Genomic DNA, 17,597 nt, shown 5'->3' on the forward strand with positions numbered 1-17,597 from the left:
CCATGTGGCGCAATTATCTGACCGTCGGTCTCCGGGCACTGGCCAAGAACAAGGTCTATGCCTTCATCAACATCTTCGGCCTCTCGCTCGGCATCGCCGCGTGCCTGCTGATCCTGACCTTCGTGCGCTACGAGTTCAGCTATGATAGCTGGCTGCCCGGGGCGGACCAGGCCTACCAGGTGCAGGATTTCTACAAGCCGACCGAGCAGGGCGGGGAGGAGATGAAGCTCCAGGTGACGAGCTTCGTCACCGGCCCGATGCTCGAGAAGGATTTCCCGCAGATCGAGAAGCGGGTCTATATTTCGGGGCAGGGGATCGTCTTCCTGCTGAACGGCGAGGCAGTGCGCCCGCGCAACGCCTATTTCGCCGACGGCAATCTGTTCGACATCATCCAGGCGCCGTTCGTGAAGGGTGACCGCGCGCATGCGCTCGACGATCCGCGGGCGCTGGTGCTGAGCGAATCCGAAGCCAAGGCGCGCTTCGGCAAGGAAGACCCGATGGGCAAAACCATCACGGTCATGACCGATGAAATCCGCGAGGATTATCGCGTCACCGGCGTGTTCAAGGATTTCCCGCTCAACAGCCATTTGCGCCCCGACGCAGTCGCGCGCTTCAATCCGCAAACCTATTTCGCAAAGAGTCCCAATTTCCTGACTTCGTGGAATTCGCAGGGCGGCTATGTCTATGTGAAGTTGAAGCCGGGCACCGATGCGGCCGCGATCAACGCGCAACTGCCGGCCTGGGAAAAGCGCAACATTCCCAACGAGCCGAGCGACGGCGGGCCGGTCAACAATCCGGGCGACTATCAGGACTTCCGCCTGACCAACATCCAGGACGTGCATCTGGGTGAAGCGCAGAATGCGAGTGCATCGGTGGGTTCCGACAAGCAGACGATCGTCACCTTCGCGGTGGTGGCGTTGATGATCCTGGGCATGGCCTGCATCAACTTCACGAACCTCGCCACGGCCCGTGCGTCGCAGCGGGCCCGCGAAGTAGCGCTGCGCAAGGTGCTGGGCGCGACGCGGCGGCAACTGATCATCCAGTTCATCGGCGAGTCGATCTTGGTCTCGGCGATTGCGACGCTGGTGGCGCTGGCGCTGGCCGAAATAGCGCTGCCATTGCTCAACAACTTCCTCGATGCGAGCATGGAGATCCATTATCTCGGCAGCCAGGGCATATTGTTGCCGATGATCGCGCTGGCGATCCTCGTCGGGCTGGCGGGTGGCGTCTATCCAGCGCTCTATCTCAGCCGCTTCCAGCCCGCGCGGGTGCTCAAGGCTAACAAGTCGGGCGCGGATGCAGAGGGCAGTGGGCGTCTGCGCAATCTGCTCGTCGTTACGCAGTTCGCGGTCTCGATCGGGCTGATCATCTGCACCGCGATCGTCTATTCGCAGACGATCTACGCGCGGACGATGGACGCGGGCTACAAGCGCGAGGGGCTGATCCAGCTCAACGGCGTGGCGGCGCCGCAAGTCGAAGCGGTCGCGGCGACGCTGCGCGACGAGATTCGCAAGATACCCGGCGTCACGCATGTCGCGCGTACGTCGATCGGCGTGAATCCGGGCAATAATTCGATCACGAATGTGCGGCTTGCGGGGCAGGTCAATCCCGTCAATCTGGGTGTGTACGGCATTGAGCCCGGCGCAGTCGACGCGCTGGGGATGCGGCTGCTGGCGGGCCGCAACTTCTCCGAATCGAACGGTATGGACGATTCCACCACGCCGCATCCGGTCAATATCGAAGCCGAAAAGGCGATGGTCTCGCGGGGCACCAATGTGATCCTGTCCGAAATGGGCGCCGCGCGGCTTGGCTTCAAAACCCCGCAAGAGGCGATCGGGAAGCAGGTCCAGGTCGGCTTTACCGTGCCGGAGGCGGGCGGGTATGTGCCCGCCACGGTGGTAGGGGTGGTGGCAGACGTGCGCTACCGCACCGTCCGCCAGCCGCTCCAGCCGATCGTCTATTACTACCAGACCCGCGGCTATAACCGCATCCTCATCCGGGCCACGGGCGATCTCAAGGTGGTGCGCGACAAGATCGAGGCAATCTGGAAGCGGATGGTCCCCGAGCTGCCGTTCGGTGCGCAAAATGTCGAGGAGATCGTCCATAACCTCTACAATCGCGACGAAACCCGTGCGCAATTGTTCGGGATGTTCGCGCTCCTGTCGGCGGTCATCGGATGCCTTGGGTTGTTTGGGCTTGCGGCATTCACGGCCGAGCGGCGCACCAAGGAAATCGGCATCCGCAAGGTGTTGGGTGCGCGTACGCGGGACATTGTCCGGCTGCTCGTCTGGCAGTTCAGCCGCCCCGTGCTGATCGCGAATATCATCGCCTGGCCGGTGGCGTGGTGGGTGATGCGTGACTGGCTCAACCAGTTCGACATTCGCATGACGCTCACCCCGCTGCCCTTCGTCGTGGCCGGGCTGGTGGCGCTGATCATCGCCGTCGTCACCATCGGCGCACACGCCTTCCGCGTGGCGCGCACCAATCCGGTATATGCCTTGCGCTACGAGTAGGCGCGTCGCGTAAAGGCATGACCGGGCGGGCGGGAGGGCAACTTCCCGCCCGCTTTTCCTTACAATCGGCGGGAATATCCGATCAAAATGGGTAGAGCGCGGCTTGGCTGCATTAAACGGTAGATGCAGAACGGTGCCGATGCCTGCCTTTCCGAAAACAATTGGATCGCAAGACGATATCGGGTCTAGCTCGATCGCCGTGAGACGGCGCGCCTCCGCTGCCGGCCGAGTTTCCGCATAGACCATGGCCGAAGCTTCACTGCCGCCCATCCGCCTGCTCACGCGGCTGCTTGCCGAGATGCAGACTACCATCACCAGCGCCGGGATCCGTGCGTTCGACGGCAATCTCGATCGTTTCACCATCTATACGCTGATCGTTCGCCAGGGCCCGATGCGCCAGCTTGGCGAGGGCGGGCCGGGCGCGGGCGACGACAATGGCGCGATCTCGGTCTCGTCGCTGTCGGACTCGCTTTCCAAGCCGTTCGAGACGGTGCGCCGCCACGTCAATGCGATGATCGCCGCGGGGATCTGCGTCCGCACGCCGCGTGGGGTCGCGGCTTCACCAGCAGCGCTGGCTGCGCCTCCGCTTTCGGACGTTTTGCGGATCGGACATGACGGCTTCGTCCGGCTGGTCGAGGATTTGAAAGCGCTCGGCTTCGAAATGCCCCCGCAGCGCCGCGAGCCGGCTTATCATCCAAGCGTCGGCGTGCGCGCTGCCGCGGACATGATGCTGACGGTGATGGACGCCAATCTCGGCGTGCATCGCGAATGGGTGAACCTCGTCCTCTATTCGACCGTGCTGTGCGCCAATGCCCGGCGCTACACCCACGATCACGAGCTGGCGCGGCGCTTTGCGGATCAGAGCGGGATCGTGCCCGAGCGCTTGCGCGAACCGGTGCGCCCCGCAGTGATCGCGCGCACGCTGGGCCTGGCGCCGGCGACGGTGCAGCGCCGGCTCAAGCCGCTGCTGAAGGACGGACGGCTGGTTCGCACCCAGCGGGGCCTGCTGGTTTCCGAAGACTGGCTCAACACGCCCGACGCCGTCGCGATCAGCACGGCGAGCTATCACAATGTAAGGCGGATATTGGGCGGGGCGGCAGCGGCGGGATTTCCGTTCGATGATCCGGCAAGCGCCTATCTCGACGCCCGGCCGCACCCGGCACGGTTCGATTAGCGGCTGATTGCGGAAGATCGGGGCTGGCTGCGCTGCGTCCTGTTCAGCAGAACGCTGCAATGGTCGGGGCGATAGGATTCGAACCTACGACCCCTGGACCCCGAGACCAGTGCGCTACCAGACTGCGCCACGCCCCGACACATTGCAGGGTGCTGCGCCTAGCGGGCGGGCAGGAGGCGATCAAGGCAAAAATGGCGGGGCGAGAAATCGCGCAAGATTCTCTTTCCTCCCTCGCAGCGGGGGAGGGGGACCACGAAGTGGTGGAGGGGGCGTCTCCGCGAGCGATGTGGTTCGTGGCGACGCCCCCTCCGTCAGCCTGCGGCTGCCACCTTCCCCGCTGGGCGAGGGAGGAAAAGGTGTGTCACTGCCCCCGCGCGCCGAGCATCGCGTCGACGCTGGTGAATTTCTCGCGCGGCGATCCATCGCGCGCGGCGGCGATTTCGGCGGTGTCAATCTTCTGCCAATCGCGGAACGTGACCACATCCACGCCGCGCGATGCGAGCAGCGCGTCGAGCGCGGGGCGGCCGGGTTTGCCTGCGCCGTCGCCCAGATCTGCCGCGATCTTCTCGGCGATGGCGAAGCCGTCAGGGCGATTAGTGCCGATCGTACCGGTCGGGCCGCGGCGCGCCCAGCCGACCGCGTAGAGGCCGGGCATGATGCGGCCTTCTTCGTTGGCAAAGCGGCCGGCGCGATCGTCATAGGGAATGCCGGGGATCGGCGGCGTACGATAACCGATGCAGCTGACCACCAGCGCGGCGGGGATCGCATAGGTTTCGCCCGTGCCGTGCGCGGTGCCGCTTTCGTCCAGCGCGGTGCGCTCGACGATGACGCGCTCGACCTTGCCATCGCCTTCGATTTTGACGGGCATGGCGAAGAAATCGAAGACGATGCGGATCGGCTTGTCGCTATCGCCATGCGCAGCGAAATTGCGAAGGTGGGTGACCGATTTGCGCTGGCCGGGATCGAGCGCGGCATCGTCTTCCAACGGCGGCAGGTCGGCGGGATCGACGACCGGCGTGGCGCGCTCCAGCTCGCCCAGTTCGCCCAGCTCCTTGGGAGTCATGGCAATCTGGTGCGGGCCGCGGCGGCCGAGCAGGGTGATGGCGCCAAGCTGGGCCTCGCCCAATGCCGAAAGCGCGTGGTTGACGATGTCCGATCCGCCAAATTCGGCTTCGGTCTTGGCGAGGATGCGCGCCACGTCGAGCGCGACATTGCCGTTGCCGATGACGACTGCGCCGTCTCCGTCCAGCGCGGGGGCCAACGCGGCGTGATCGGGATGGCCGTTATACCAGCCGACGAACGCCGCCGATCCGACGACGCCGGGCAAGTCCGCGCCGGGAATTTCGAGCGGACGGTCGTTGGGGGCCCCAGTGGCGAGTACGACTGCGTCGTAAAGCCCGAGCAGTTCCTCTACCGATACGTCCTGCCCGAGCGTGACATTGCCGACGAAGCGGACATTGTCGGTAAGCGCCACGGCTTCATAACGCCGCGAGACGCCCTTGATCGACTGGTGATCGGGCGCAACGCCGGTGCGGATCAGGCCGAAGGGGACCGGCAGGCGATCGATGATATCGATGCGGACTTCGCCGCCGAAAGTCTTCTGGCAGGCCTCTGCCGTGTAATAGCCAGCCGGGCCCGAGCCGATGATTGCGATATGCCGCATTGCCGGTCCTCTTAGCGCTTAAGGGCGGGTGCGAGGGCCAGTCCGTCGCCATTCTTGCCCGCGGCGAGCCGCCGCACGACCTTGCCCGAGGCCACGTCGATCTCGGCAACCTGATCGCGTCCGGTCTCGGCCGCATACAGCCGCTTGCCGTCGCCGGAGAAGAGCAGGGTGACTTGTCCCGCCTCGGCGCTGCCGGATACCGCGACGGTCCGCGTCACTTTCCGCGAGGCGACATCGATAAAGCTGATCGAGCCCGATGCGACGTTCGAGGTGACGACAGTCTTGCCGTCAGGGCTGGTCGCGACGCGGATCGCGACGGGGTCGATCGCCAGCTCGGCGAGCTTGGCGCCGGTGGCGGTGTCATAGGCCTGGAGACGTGGGGCAGCGAGATCGCCGACCCACAATTCCTTTCCGCCGCGTGCCAACGCCAGCCCCTCGGGCTTGCCGCCGACGGCAATGTCGCGAAGCTTGGTCCCCGAAGCCAGATCGAGCACGCCGACCGTGCCAGAATTGATATTGGTGACGAAGGCGTGGCGCAGGTCGGGTGCGACCGCGACCATGTGCGAACCCTGGGCCCCAGTCGGGATCGCGCGGATCGCGCCGTCGGGGGCGATCACCACCACGGTCTGGCTCTTCTCCGCGGTCGCGACCAGCCGTCCGTCGCGCAGCCAGACCAGCCCGTGCGGGCGCTGGTTAGGGGCGAGCTCGATCGTGCGCAACTTGGTGCGGGCGGCGAGATCGAACACGTCGATCGTCGAGCCGCCATAAGCGACCACTGCGGCCTGCTTGCCGTCGGGCGAGACGGCGATCTCGTGCGGCATGTCGCCGGTGGGCAAGCGCGCGATCTCGGCGCCGGTCTTCAAGTCGATCATGCTCAGCGTGTCCTCGCCCTTATTGCCGACGAGCAAGGTGCCCGCCGGCGGATCGGCGAGCGCCGGGGAGGAACAGGCAGCGGCAAGCGCCGCGGCGAGAGTCAGAAATGCGCGCAACGGCCTCTCCTCGCTAAGTGAAGCGATGGTAGCGTGCGCGAAGGCGGTAGCAAGAGGCTTGCCCCGGCGGCCGCATCGCTTCATCGCTGCGCGTCGTGACCTGGATAGAAGCCGTCGCGTCGATCCTGACGCTGATCAACGTTGCGCTCGTCGCCCGGCGGAGCATCTGGAATTATCCCTTTGCGCTCGTGGCGGTTACCATGTCCGCGTGGGTATTCTTCCACGAGCGGCTCTACAGCGACACTTTGCTCCAGGGCTTTTTCGTTGCGATCAATCTCTATGGCTGGTGGAACTGGTCGCGCTCGCGTGCCGAGACCGGCGAAGTCCGCGTAGAGGCGCTGAGCAACGCGGCGCGTCTCGCCTGGGCGGCCGGCTGCGCGCTCGCGATCGCCGGCTGGGGCTGGCTGATGCACCGGCACACGGACGCGGCGCTCCCCTGGTGGGACGGCGCGATCCTGATCCTCAGCGTTGCCGCGCAGACGCTCCAGTCGCGCCGGGCCTGGGAGAGCTGGGTGCTGTGGGTACTGGTCAATCTGATCTCGATCCCGCTTTATGCGGTCCGCGGCCTGTGGATCTTCGCGGCACTCTATCTCGTCCTGCTGGCGCTGAGCCTGTGGGGCTTGCGCGACTGGATCGCCGCGCGGAAAGCTGCCCGCGCATGAACCCGCGGACGATCTGCCTTCACGGTCCTGAAAGCACCGGCAAATCGACGCTCGCGCCGCTTCTGGCTGCGCATTTCGGCGGCGAAGTGCTGGACGAATATGGCCGCGATTATGCCGAGGCCAAGGGCACCGACTTCACGATGGAAGACCTGCTGCGCATCGCCAAGACGCACGATGCGTGGACGCAAGTTATGATCGGGCAGGGGGCGGACCCGCTGATCCTCGACACTGATCCGCTGATGACAGCGGTGTGGGCGGACATGCTGTTCGGCACGCGCGATCCGTGGTTCGATGCTTGGACGGGTACCGCGGACCTGTACCTGTTGTTCGACGTGGACTTGCCCTGGATCGAGGACGGCACGCGGATGTTCGGCACGCCCGCGCTGCGCCGCAAATTCCTCGATCTGTCAAAGGCCGAATTGGAGCGCCGCGGGGTCCGCTGGGCGCTGATCGGCGGGGAGGGCGAGGCCCGCTTCGAGAAAGCCGTTGCCGCGATCGAGGCGGCTAACTCTTAAAGCCCCTCCCCCGAAGGGGAGGGGCTAGAATCAGATCAATAATCGCCCTGCGGAAGCCCGCCGAGCTGCTGGACCATCTTGATATAGGCATCGAGATAAGCGAGCACGATCACCTGGCCGATCTCGGTGTTCTGATAGCCACCGCCGCCGGCACCGGCGAGACCGCCCCACCAGCCCGCGCCGCCACCGGCACCGAAGCCGATATCGGTCTTGCGCGAATAGCCTTCGCTGACGATTTCCTCGGTGCTGCGCGTGTCGACCATCGACAGCGTCACATTGGCTTCCTTCTTCTTGATACTGATCGCGCCGCCGATCGCCGCACCCATGCGGCCGCCGAGCATGCCGCCGACGAACCCGCCGACGCCGCCGCCGCCCGAATTGCTGTTCGAGCTGACGATGTCTGGCTCGAGCAGATAGTCGGCGGTGCGGACCTGGCCCGCGCCCATGTTCGAATTGGCGCGAAGCTCGCCATTGTCGGCCATTGCCCGCTCCATCGCGCGGCTCTGCATCGCGCGGCCGCGATTGACGAGCGTGAAGCAGCCGGACTGCTGGACGAAGACCTTGAGGATCGCCTCGGGGCTGCCCAGGTTCAATTCACGCCACCATTGGTTTTCGGGCGGGACCATGCCGATCGTGCCGAGCGGTTTGGCACATTTGGGAATGTCGCGCGTCCCGCGTTCCTGCGCCTTGCGGCCCGACGAGGCGCCCTTGGTGTCGCCGCGCTTGTCCTTCTTGCCCGAAGACATGGAAGTCTGCGCCTGGGCCGCGTTGGCAGCCGCCAACGAAAGCCCGGCAGTCGCCAGCGCTGTCGCGATCATCAATTTCCGCATTCTCATTCCCCTCTGTTGTACCTGACGCATCACTTCGGTGACGGCGCGACTGCGCGCCGTCTGCCATATGTGCGAAGGCTAGCAACGTGACGGGGGCATAACAATGCGAACATGCAGGTTTCGTCGCTCGCTGGTCGCGCGGCGGTCGCAACCGTCTCAGGCGGCGACGGCAGCCTCTTCCTTGGGGCGACGGACGCGGGTCTCGCGGACAACGGCGTCGGCGCCGCCGCGGGTTTCCTGGAACAGTCCCAGGCTTTCGAGCTCGCCGGAATTGGGCGGGCTGATCGCCACGTCCATATAATCCCAGCGATCGGCGGCGGCGAGCACGCGCTTGAGCACACGCTTTTCCTCGCGGAAGCCCTTTAGGTATTTCAGGATCTTGACGACGCTGCCTACCCAATAGCGTGGATAGAAAGCCAGCCGGCTCTCGATCGGCATGCCCGGGCGGCGCGAGCGGCGGCGCTTGCGGCGGATCACGCCGCCTTCCAGCGTGTGCACCTTCTCATGGCTGTAGAGCATCCGGAATTCGTTCATGTACTGGAGCGCACGGCGCGGGCTGCCATTCTCGCGACGGGCGTGGCGCTTGGCGACCCTCTCCATGTGATCCCAGGTGAAATAGGCATCCCAGGCCGCCTGATAGGCATCTTCCCACTCGGCATCGGACATCACCGGATGATGCGAAACGCGGTGGTGGAGATCGTATTTGTTGAGGTCGGGGTCCATCCACTCGCCCTTCTTGAGCTTGACGAGATGGTCTTCGGAGCCCGGAAGCGGCGTCAGGATGAAGAACTCCAGAATATCGACCGGCAGCTCCTTCTTGATGATCTCGATATCGCGGAGGATCGATTCCTTGGTGTCGCCGGGGAAGCCGAGGATATAGCCCGCGAGCAGAAAGCAGCCGCGCTCGTGCCACATCTGCATCATGTGGCGATATTCGGTGATCTTGTTCTGGCGCTTGTTGGCGGCGATCAGATTGTCCGGGTTGATGTTCTCCAGCCCCAGGAACACGCGCCATGCGCCGGCCCTGGCCGCTTTGTCGATGAAGCCCGGGATGCGGTGGCACATCGTATCGACCTGGATCGTCAAATGGACCGCCATGCCTTCTTCCTCCTTGAGGCGGATAAGCGTGTCGAAAAAGGCTTCCCAATCCTTGTTACGGGCGAGATTGTCGTCGGTGACGAAATAGGCCTTGATCCCCTGCGCATAATTCTCGCGGATCATGATCTCGAGATCTTCGGGTGAGCGGAAGCGGCTCTTGCGCCCCTGGACGTTGATGATCGTGCAGAAGCTGCACTGGAACGGGCAGCCCCGCCCGAGATCGAAGCTCGACCAGGGCGCCGAGGTCTTGATCGATTCGCGCGGCAGCCAGGGTGTCGGCGCGCCGGCGATGCTCGGCAGGTCATTGATGAAATTATAGACCGGCTTGAGTTCGCCGTTCCACGCATCGACGAACACTTGATCGAGCCGGCCTTCCTCGGCCTCTCCCGCGAAGATCGAGCAGCCCAGATCGAGGGCTTCCTGAATCTCGCTCGGCAGTTCCTTGAGCATCGACAGACAGCCCGAGACATGAAAGCCGCCGATGATCACCGGCAGTCCCTCGGCGCGGAACTCGCGCGCGAGATCAAGGGCGTGGGGATATTGGTTGGACTGGACGCCGACCAAGCCGATTAGTGCTTTGGAGCCGCGCCTGCGGATGTCGCGCGCCATCTTCTTCACGTCGATATGCGTGTTGCACTCGTCGATCGGCGTCAGGTTGATTTTGACGTTGGCGCCGAGGACATGGCGCCTAGTTGCATCCCGGCCTAGACCATTTAGCGCTGCAAGCGAGTTTGAGGGGAGGACTGTGCGGAACCAGACGATCGGATAACCATCATCATCGTAATGCGATGGCTTGATCATGATGAAGTCGAATTCGGATTCCTTGCTCATAGTAAGTCCCCCATCCGGATCTGGACACAAGCTTGAAACGAAAGCAAGAATTGTCGCTCATGCTTGGGCTGTAAGGTTACGCCGTCCAGCCATTTCGTGGATTGCAATTGGGGGATTGGATAAATCCGCCATGTTCAGGCGGTGCGGCGCAAGGACACAGCGCGCGGGAGCGACGTCACCCCCTTCGCATCCCCCTTTCACCCTGCTAAGCGCGCGCCAATATGGCGACCGAACTTTCCCGCATCCGCAATTTCAGCATCATCGCGCACATCGACCACGGCAAGTCGACGCTCGCCGATCGGCTGATCCAGACCACCGGCGGCCTGCAGGCGCGCGAGATGAGCGCGCAGCTTCTCGATAATATGGATATCGAGAAAGAGCGCGGCATCACCATCAAGGCGCAAACCGTGCGCCTTGATTGGAAGGGCCATGTCCTCAATCTGATGGACACGCCCGGCCATGTCGATTTCGCCTACGAAGTCTCGCGCTCGCTGGCCGCGTGCGAGGGCGCGTTGCTGGTGGTTGACGCAGCGCAGGGCGTCGAGGCGCAGACGCTGGCCAATGTCTATCAGTCGATCGAGCATGATCACGAGATCATCTCGGTGATCAACAAGATCGATTTGCCCTCGGCCGAGCCGGAGAAGGTCAAGGCCGAGATCGAGGAGATTATCGGGCTAGATGCTTCCAATGCCGTGCTGGCCAGCGCCAAATCGGGCATCGGCATCGAAGAGATACTCGACGCCATCGTCGAGCGGATTCCGGCGCCCAAGGGCGATCCCGATGCGCCGCTAAAGGCGATGCTGGTCGATAGCTGGTACGATCCGTATCTCGGCGTCGTCATTCTGCTCCGCGTCATCGATGGGGTGATCAGGAAGGGCCAGCAGGTCAAGTTCATGGCCGCGGGCACGACCCATCTGGTCGATCGGGTCGGCGCGTTCCGCCCGAAGATCGAGCAACTGGCCGACCTTGGTCCCGGCGAGATCGGCTTCATTACCGCCCAGATCAAGGAAGTGGCGCAGGCCCGCGTCGGCGATACGCTGACCGATGCCAAGCGCCCCGCGGCGCAGGCACTGGAAGGGTTCAAGGAAGTCCAGCCAGTGGTGTTCTGCGGGCTGTTCCCCGTCGATGCCGCGGACTTCGAGAAGCTTCGCGAGAGCATCTCCAAGCTGCGCCTCAACGACGCGAGCTTCTCCTTCGAGATGGAGACCAGCGCGGCGCTTGGCTTCGGTTTCCGCTGCGGTTTTCTCGGGCTGCTCCATCTCGAGATCATTCAGGAGCGGCTGACGCGCGAATATGATCTCGACCTGATCACGACTGCGCCGAGCGTCGTCTATCAGATCGAACTGACGCATGGCGGCGGGCATATCGAACTGCACAACCCTGCCGACATGCCCGACCCGAGCAAGATCGAGTCGATCAGCGAACCATGGATCCAGGCAGTGATCTACGTTCCCGACGAATATCTCGGCTCGATCCTCAAGCTCTGCCAGGAACGCCGCGGCATCCAGAAGAACCTGACCTATGTCGGCGGCCGCGCACAGGTGACCTATGAGCTGCCGCTCAACGAAGTCGTGTTCGATTTCTACGACCGGCTCAAGTCGCTGTCCAAGGGCTATGCCAGCTTCGATTACGAGCAGATCGGCCACCGCCCCGGCGACCTCGTCAAGATGGGTATCCTCGTTAACGAGGAGCCGGTCGATGCACTGAGCATGATCGTCCACCGCGCCACCGCCGAAGTGCGCGGGCGCGGCATGGTCGAGCGGCTCAAGGAGCTGATCCCGCGCCATTTGTTCAAAATCCCGATCCAGGCGGCGATCGGCGGCAAGGTCATCGCCCGCGAGACGATCAGCGCGATGCGCAAGGACGTGACTGCGAAATGCTATGGCGGCGACGCCACCCGCAAGAAGAAGCTGTTGGAGAAGCAGCGCAAGGGCAAGGCCAAGATGCGCGAATATGGCTCGGTGAGCATTCCGCAGGAGGCATTTATTGCGGCGTTGCGGATGGGCGAGGAATAATCTGTCGCTTCGTCCCGGCTGCTGCCCGCTCCATCGTGTCTGCACGAGAACGGAAATGCTGAGCGATTACATGCTGTTCTCCATATCAGGAGACGCATGAATGAAGAAGTTCGCATGGATTGCCGCCGCCTCGCTTAGCGCCGTCGCTCCGCTGGCCGCGCAGGCGCAGACCGCACCGGCCCCCGCCGCGCAGCCCGCGACCGCCGCCAAGGTCGGCGACACTATTTTTGACGATGCCGGCGCAGAAGTCGGCACGATCGAGAGCATCAATGCCGGCGTGGCAGTGGTCTTTACCGGCACCAATCGCGCCAGCGTTCCGCTGACCAGCTTCGGCACCAGCCCCAAGGGTCCGACCTTCGGCATGACCAAGGCTCAGCTCGACGAAGCCGCGTCCAAGGCCGCCGCTTCGTCGCAGCAGGAGCTCCGCGCCAAACTGACTGCCGGTGCGCAGGTCTATGGCAAGAACGGCGCCGTCATCGCCACGGTCAAATCGGTCGATGGCGACAATGTCGCGCTGACTTCGGCGAAGGGCGATGTCAGCGTGCCGATCACCGGGCTCGGTACTAATCCCCAAGGCCTTTATCTGGGCATGACCCAGGCCGAATTCGACGCTGCGGTCGTCGCCAGCCAAGCCAAGTAAGCCGTGGGGCGGGGCGGTTCATTCCGCCCCGTCCGCGGACCCGTAGCTTGATGCAGATCAGCCGCAACATATTGGGATTGCAGTCTATCTTATTCCGTTTATGCACGACCGGTGAGTAATCGTGCACGATATTGCAGGAACGCATACGCCGCATGCTGACCGTGCGCGCGGCCCTGCGCCAGGGCACCCGTCCGGAACACGAACGTGTGGACGCCGCCTTTTCCCGATACGATCTGTCGAGCCTTGACGGTTATCGCGGCTTCCTGCGGCGCCAGGCCGCGGCGCATCTCCCCGTCGAGCGTGCGCTCGATGCCGCAGGGGCCGCGCAAGCCATTCCGGACTGGAGCGATCGCAGGCGTGCCGATGCGCTCCGCGCCGATCTTGCCGATCTCGGCTGCACCGATATCCCCGAATTGCACTTCGCAGGGTTCGAAACCACCGCGGCGATGCTCGGTGGTGCTTATGTCCTCGAGGGCTCGCGGCTCGGCGGGGCGGTGCTTCGCAACCAGGTAAGTAACGGATTTCCAAAGCGATTTCTCGCCCAGGGATCATCTGGCGCATGGCGCGCGTTACTAGCCGTTCTGGAGGCGAAACTATCGTCTCCCGAAACGATCGACGAGGCCGTGAAGGGTGCCCGCTCGGTCTTCGCATGTTTCGAAGCGGCGGCAGGCCGTGAAGTGGAGAAGAACTGAGTGGCGACCGTATCTGAGCCTGTCGACCTTACCAATTGTGACCGCGAGCCGATCCATCTGCTGGGAGCCATCCAGCCGATCGGCTTTCTGCTGGTCGTTTCCGACAAATGGGTGATCGAGCGCACCTCGGCGAACCTTGCCGATTTCGTCGGTGTCACACCCGCCCAGGCTATCGGCAAGCCGCTAGAAGAGCTGATCGGCGGGCGAGCGGTCCATAATTTCCGCAATCGCATCTCGATGCTGCGCGGCGACGATGCCGTGGAGCGCATCTTCGGCTGCCGCGTGCGCGACGATCTCGGCGAATTCGATATCGCGCTGCACGTCTCGGACGGTCAGATCGTCATCGAGGCCGAGCCGGCGTCCGACGAGCATGGCGATGCGACCAACACCGTTCGCTCGATGATCGCCCGGCTCGATCAGGCCAACACGCTGGAGAATTTCCTCAACGATGGCGCGCGGCTGATCCGGGGGCTCGCCGGGTTCGACCGCGTCATGGTCTATCGCTTCGCCGAGGATGGCTCTGGCGAAGTCGCGGCCGAAGCCGTCAAGCCCGGCATCGGCCGGTTCAAGGGCCTGCATTACCCCGCCACCGATATCCCGGCCCAGGCGCGCGCGCTCTACAAGCGCAATCTGTTGCGCGTGATCACCGATGTCGAGGCGGAGCCCGTGGGCATCGTCTCGGCGCCGCACCGCCAGCGCCAGCCGCTCGATCTCTCGCTGTCGATCCTGCGCTCGGTCTCGCGCATCCATGTCGAGTATCTCAAGAACATGGGTGTCCAGGCGTCGATGTCGATTTCGATCATCGTCGACGATCAGCTCTGGGGCCTGTTTGCCTGCCACCATTATGCGCCGCTTTCGCCAAGCTTCGAGCGGCGCTCGGTGTGCGAACTGTTCGCCCAGATGTTCGCGATGCGGCTCGAGAGCCGGTTGCGCAAGGAGCTGATGGAATTCGAGCGCCGCGCGCGCGACATTTCGGATCAGCTGCTCGGCGCCGTCGCTTCGGACGAGACCCTGCTCAATGATCCCGATTGGCTCGGCGATATTCTGATGACTGCGATTCCCGCCGACGGCGTCGGCGTATGGATCAACGGCAGCCTCGCGCTTTCGGGCAAGACGCCGCCCGCGGCCGGGTTTCGCAAGATCGTCGCGCAGCTCCACGACACCGATACCGGGCAGGTCTACGCCACCGATCAGATCTCGTCGGTGGTGGAGGGCGCGGGGCAATATGCGTCGACCGCAGCGGGGATGCTGGCCATTCCCCTGTCGCGGACGGCGCGCGACTATGTGGTGCTGTTCCGCTCGGAAATGATCCATTCGGTGCGCTGGGGCGGCGATCCGCACAAGCCGGTCGAATATGGGCCGAACGGGCCGCGCCTGACGCCGCGCGAGAGCTTCGCCGAATGGAAGGAACTGGTCGAGGGGCGCGCCAAAGCATTCACCCAGTCCGAGCTGCGCGTCGCCGAGACCCTGCGGGCGACACTGATCGAAGTCGTGCTGCGGCTGGCCGAGGAGGCGACCACCCAGCGCCAGCAGGCGCATGCTCGGCAGGAATTGTTGATCGCGGAGCTTAACCACCGCGTCCGCAACATCCTGGGGGTGATCCGCGGGCTGATCCGCCAGTCCAAGCCGCATGACGATAGCATCGACAGCTTCGTCAAACTGGTCGACGGCCGCATCCATGCACTGGCCCGCGCGCATAATCAGATTACCGACGATCATTGGGGTCCGGCACCGATCCAGGCGCTGATCGATGCGGAAGCCGCCGCTTTCCTCGCAGATGGCGGCGAGCGTATCCGCACTGATGGCGAGTTCGTCCTGCTCAATCCACAGGCTTATTCGACCATGGCCTTGGTGATCCACGAGCTGGTCACCAATTCCGCCAAATATGGCAGCCTGTCGGCCGAGGGGTCGGTGGATATCGGCTGGTCGCGCGACGAGGCTGGAGACTTGCTGCTCGATTGGCGTGAGCAGGGCGGGCCCAAGGTCAGCGCGCCGACCCGCAAGGGCTTCGGCACCACGATCATCGGGCGATCGGTGCCCTATGATCTCGGCGGTGAAGCCAAGATCGATTTCGCCCCTGACGGTGTGCACGCGCAATTCCGCATCCCGGCGCGCCACGTCAGCGATGCGCCGCAGGATCGTACGCCGGTGATCAAATATCCGCGCCCGGCGGTAGGCCACCCAACGCCGCCTCCGCAGCAGGTGCTGGCCGATCAGCGCGCGCTGCTGGTCGAAGACAGCCTGATCATCGCGCTCGACGCCGAAGACGTGCTTTCGCGCCTGGGCGCCGACGACATCGTCACCGCGGCGACGCTCGACGGCGGCCTGGATGCGATCGAGAATTTCGGCCCCAGCGTCGCGATGCTCGATATCAATCTCGGCGACCGCACGAGCTATCCGATTGCGGATCGGCTCGCGGAACTGGGCATCCCGTTCCTGTTCGCATCCGGCTATGGCGAGCAGGCGCAATTGCCGGAAAAGCATGCGCACCGGGTGATCCTGCAAAAGCCGTACACGCTCGAAAACGTCGCCAGGGCGCTGGATGCGCTGCTGCGCTAGGGCCTGGTTTGCTTAATCCCGCATCATCGCCGCGCGCAGCTGGGTCATCCGGGCATCGAGCGGCGCGATCATCGCCTGGTCCTCGGGTGAGAAAAGCGGGAGGACTTCGACCCCAGGATACCAATATTTGTCGGTGATGTCGGTGCGCCGGCGGACGAGTTCGATATATTCGGCCGCCAATGGATTGCCGGCATCGGCCCCCATCACGTTGCGGCGGTAGGTCGACGGATCATAGACCGCGTCGGGATCGGGCAGGAACAGGATGCGCTCCGGATCGCCAAGCTGGGGCGTGACGTCGAGCAGGCTGCCGTCGGGCCGCCGCCATACCGCATGGTGCTCGGCTTCGAACCAGCGGCCTGGCCAGCGCCAGATCGCCCAGCCATAAGCAGCTTCGCCGCCCTGGGCCTCTGCCTGCGCCACCGAATTGTCGAAACAATAAGCGACCTTGGAATGCGCCGCGGGAGAGACGGGGACATAGAAGGGCGCATGCGGCGAAATCTTGGCGCAGAAAGCGAGCGTCTCCACATCGATTTCCTCGGGCGCGCCCAGGATCACCAGGGGCGGGGTTTGCTGGATGGTGTCGTGCATGATTAGCGCCCTGATAGAACGGGTTTTTCCCGAGAGATAGCGCCGTCCGCGAATGGGGCGAATGCCGCGGCGCTGCTTGCTTGCCCTTTTCGGGGAAACTACGTCATACCAGCGCCGGGGCGGACCCGATTCCGCGAGTGGAGGGGCGAGTGAATTTGATCCCGGACGTGGCGCTTGCCGAGAATACAAGTCAGCGCCTGCCGTGCGTAGTGGTGCTCGATGGATCGACTTCGATGGGCAACCATAATGCCATTGGCTCGCTCAACGACGGGCTCAAGCTGCTCGAAAGCGATCTGAAGGCCGACGATGTCGCCCGTCAGCGCGTGCGCATCCTGGTGCTGCGTGTCGGCGCCCCGCACGAAGTCGAAATAGTGACCGACTGGGTCGACGCGATCGAATTCGAGGCCCCCGAGATCGAAGCCAACGGGACGACGCCGCTGGGCGCGGGCGTGCGCCGCGCGCTCGACGAGATCGAGGCCGAGAAGGCCCGTTATCGCGATCACGGCATTCCCTATAACCGGCCCTGGCTGTTCATCCTCACCGATGGTGAGCCGACCGATCCCGATTGGGAAAGCGCCGCCGATGAATGCCGCGCGGCCGAGGAATTGGGGCACGTCTCGGTATTCTGTGTCGGCGTGGGTGAGGCGAACATGGGCAAGCTGGCTCGGTTCAGCCCGCGCCAGCCGCTGGCGCTCAAGGGCTTGGCGTTCCGCGAATTCTTCCTTTGGCTCAGCCGCAGCGCGCGTGCCGGATCGCAGTCTGCCCCGTCTGAAAACATCCAGATGGCCGCGCCCAGCGATTGGGCCGTGATCCCGGGGCGGAGCTGAG

General features: G+C 64.1%; 14 protein-coding genes and 1 tRNA gene. 9 read left to right on the plus strand and 6 right to left on the minus strand.

Going from position 1 to position 17,597, the window contains the following annotated elements:
- Window positions 1–2 precede the first annotated feature (2 nt).
- Both ACZZZM_RS09480 and ACZZZM_RS09485 read left to right on the plus strand, forming a co-directional pair.
- A complete protein-coding gene (locus ACZZZM_RS09480; protein ID WP_463594856.1) occupies window positions 3–2,513 on the plus strand; it encodes an ABC transporter permease in 2,511 nt (836 codons plus the stop codon).
- A gap of 244 nt (window positions 2,514–2,757) precedes the next feature.
- Window positions 2,758–3,687: a hypothetical protein gene (locus tag ACZZZM_RS09485; protein ID WP_463594857.1), complete on the plus strand. Its 930-nt coding sequence runs from the start codon at window positions 2,758–2,760 to the stop codon at window positions 3,685–3,687.
- A 60-nt stretch (window positions 3,688–3,747) separates the two neighbouring features.
- Here ACZZZM_RS09485 and ACZZZM_RS09490 read toward each other — a convergent pair.
- The 3 genes from ACZZZM_RS09490 to ACZZZM_RS09500 form a co-directional block, all read right to left on the minus strand.
- Window positions 3,748–3,824, minus strand: a tRNA-Pro gene (locus tag ACZZZM_RS09490).
- Window positions 3,825–4,048: 224 nt separating this feature from the next.
- Window positions 4,049–5,350 (minus strand): FAD-dependent oxidoreductase, encoded by a 1,302-nt coding sequence (locus ACZZZM_RS09495; protein WP_463594858.1) that lies wholly within the window; start codon window positions 5,348–5,350, stop codon window positions 4,049–4,051.
- A gap of 11 nt (window positions 5,351–5,361) precedes the next feature.
- On the minus strand, window positions 5,362–6,339 hold the full coding sequence (locus ACZZZM_RS09500) for a beta-propeller fold lactonase family protein (RefSeq protein WP_463594859.1): 978 nt from the start codon (window positions 6,337–6,339) through the stop codon (window positions 5,362–5,364).
- A 95-nt stretch (window positions 6,340–6,434) separates the two neighbouring features.
- Between ACZZZM_RS09500 and pnuC the strand changes: the two genes are divergently transcribed.
- The gene (gene pnuC / locus ACZZZM_RS09505) at window positions 6,435–7,001 is read left to right on the plus strand and encodes a nicotinamide riboside transporter PnuC (protein ID WP_463594860.1); all 567 of its coding nucleotides are present in this window, start codon (window positions 6,435–6,437) and stop codon (window positions 6,999–7,001) included.
- Window positions 6,998–7,516: an AAA family ATPase gene (locus tag ACZZZM_RS09510; protein WP_463594861.1), complete on the plus strand. Its 519-nt coding sequence runs from the start codon at window positions 6,998–7,000 to the stop codon at window positions 7,514–7,516. Before pnuC ends, ACZZZM_RS09510 begins: the two co-directional genes overlap by 4 nt.
- 35 nt (window positions 7,517–7,551) lie before the next feature.
- Here ACZZZM_RS09510 and ACZZZM_RS09515 read toward each other — a convergent pair whose 3' ends face one another.
- Together ACZZZM_RS09515 and ACZZZM_RS09520 are read right to left on the minus strand one after the other, a co-directional pair.
- Window positions 7,552–8,346, minus strand: a complete 795-nt coding sequence (locus ACZZZM_RS09515) for a CsgG/HfaB family protein (RefSeq protein ID WP_463594862.1) — start codon at window positions 8,344–8,346, stop codon at window positions 7,552–7,554.
- A 156-nt stretch (window positions 8,347–8,502) separates the two neighbouring features.
- On the minus strand, window positions 8,503–10,275 hold the full coding sequence (locus ACZZZM_RS09520) for a B12-binding domain-containing radical SAM protein (RefSeq protein WP_463594863.1): 1,773 nt from the start codon (window positions 10,273–10,275) through the stop codon (window positions 8,503–8,505).
- Window positions 10,276–10,496: 221 nt separating this feature from the next.
- Here ACZZZM_RS09520 and lepA point away from each other — a divergent pair, with 221 nt between their 5' ends.
- From lepA to ACZZZM_RS09540, 4 genes are all read left to right on the plus strand, one after another.
- The gene (gene lepA / locus ACZZZM_RS09525) at window positions 10,497–12,290 is read left to right on the plus strand and encodes a translation elongation factor 4 (protein ID WP_463594864.1); all 1,794 of its coding nucleotides are present in this window, start codon (window positions 10,497–10,499) and stop codon (window positions 12,288–12,290) included.
- A 100-nt stretch (window positions 12,291–12,390) separates the two neighbouring features.
- Complete coding sequence (locus tag ACZZZM_RS09530; RefSeq protein WP_463594865.1) at window positions 12,391–12,930, plus strand: hypothetical protein; 540 nt, start codon at window positions 12,391–12,393, stop codon at window positions 12,928–12,930.
- Window positions 12,931–13,082: 152 nt separating this feature from the next.
- Window positions 13,083–13,622, plus strand: coding sequence for a biliverdin-producing heme oxygenase (locus ACZZZM_RS09535; protein ID WP_463594866.1), 540 nt, complete (start codon window positions 13,083–13,085; stop codon window positions 13,620–13,622).
- Window positions 13,623–16,181, plus strand: coding sequence for an HWE histidine kinase domain-containing protein (locus ACZZZM_RS09540; protein ID WP_463594867.1), 2,559 nt, complete (start codon window positions 13,623–13,625; stop codon window positions 16,179–16,181).
- Window positions 16,182–16,193: 12 nt separating this feature from the next.
- Here the strand turns inward: ACZZZM_RS09540 and ACZZZM_RS09545 are convergent, their stop codons facing one another.
- The gene (locus tag ACZZZM_RS09545) at window positions 16,194–16,769 is read right to left on the minus strand and encodes a hypothetical protein (protein ID WP_463594868.1); all 576 of its coding nucleotides are present in this window, start codon (window positions 16,767–16,769) and stop codon (window positions 16,194–16,196) included.
- Between the two features lie 149 nt (window positions 16,770–16,918).
- On the opposite strand from ACZZZM_RS09545, the gene ACZZZM_RS09550 reads away from it, so the two are divergent.
- The gene (locus ACZZZM_RS09550; RefSeq protein WP_463594869.1) at window positions 16,919–17,596 is read left to right on the plus strand and encodes a vWA domain-containing protein; all 678 of its coding nucleotides are present in this window, start codon (window positions 16,919–16,921) and stop codon (window positions 17,594–17,596) included.
- Window position 17,597 lies beyond the last annotated feature (1 nt).

The sequence above is a fragment of the Sphingomonas sp. AC522 genome, from assembly GCF_979258125.1.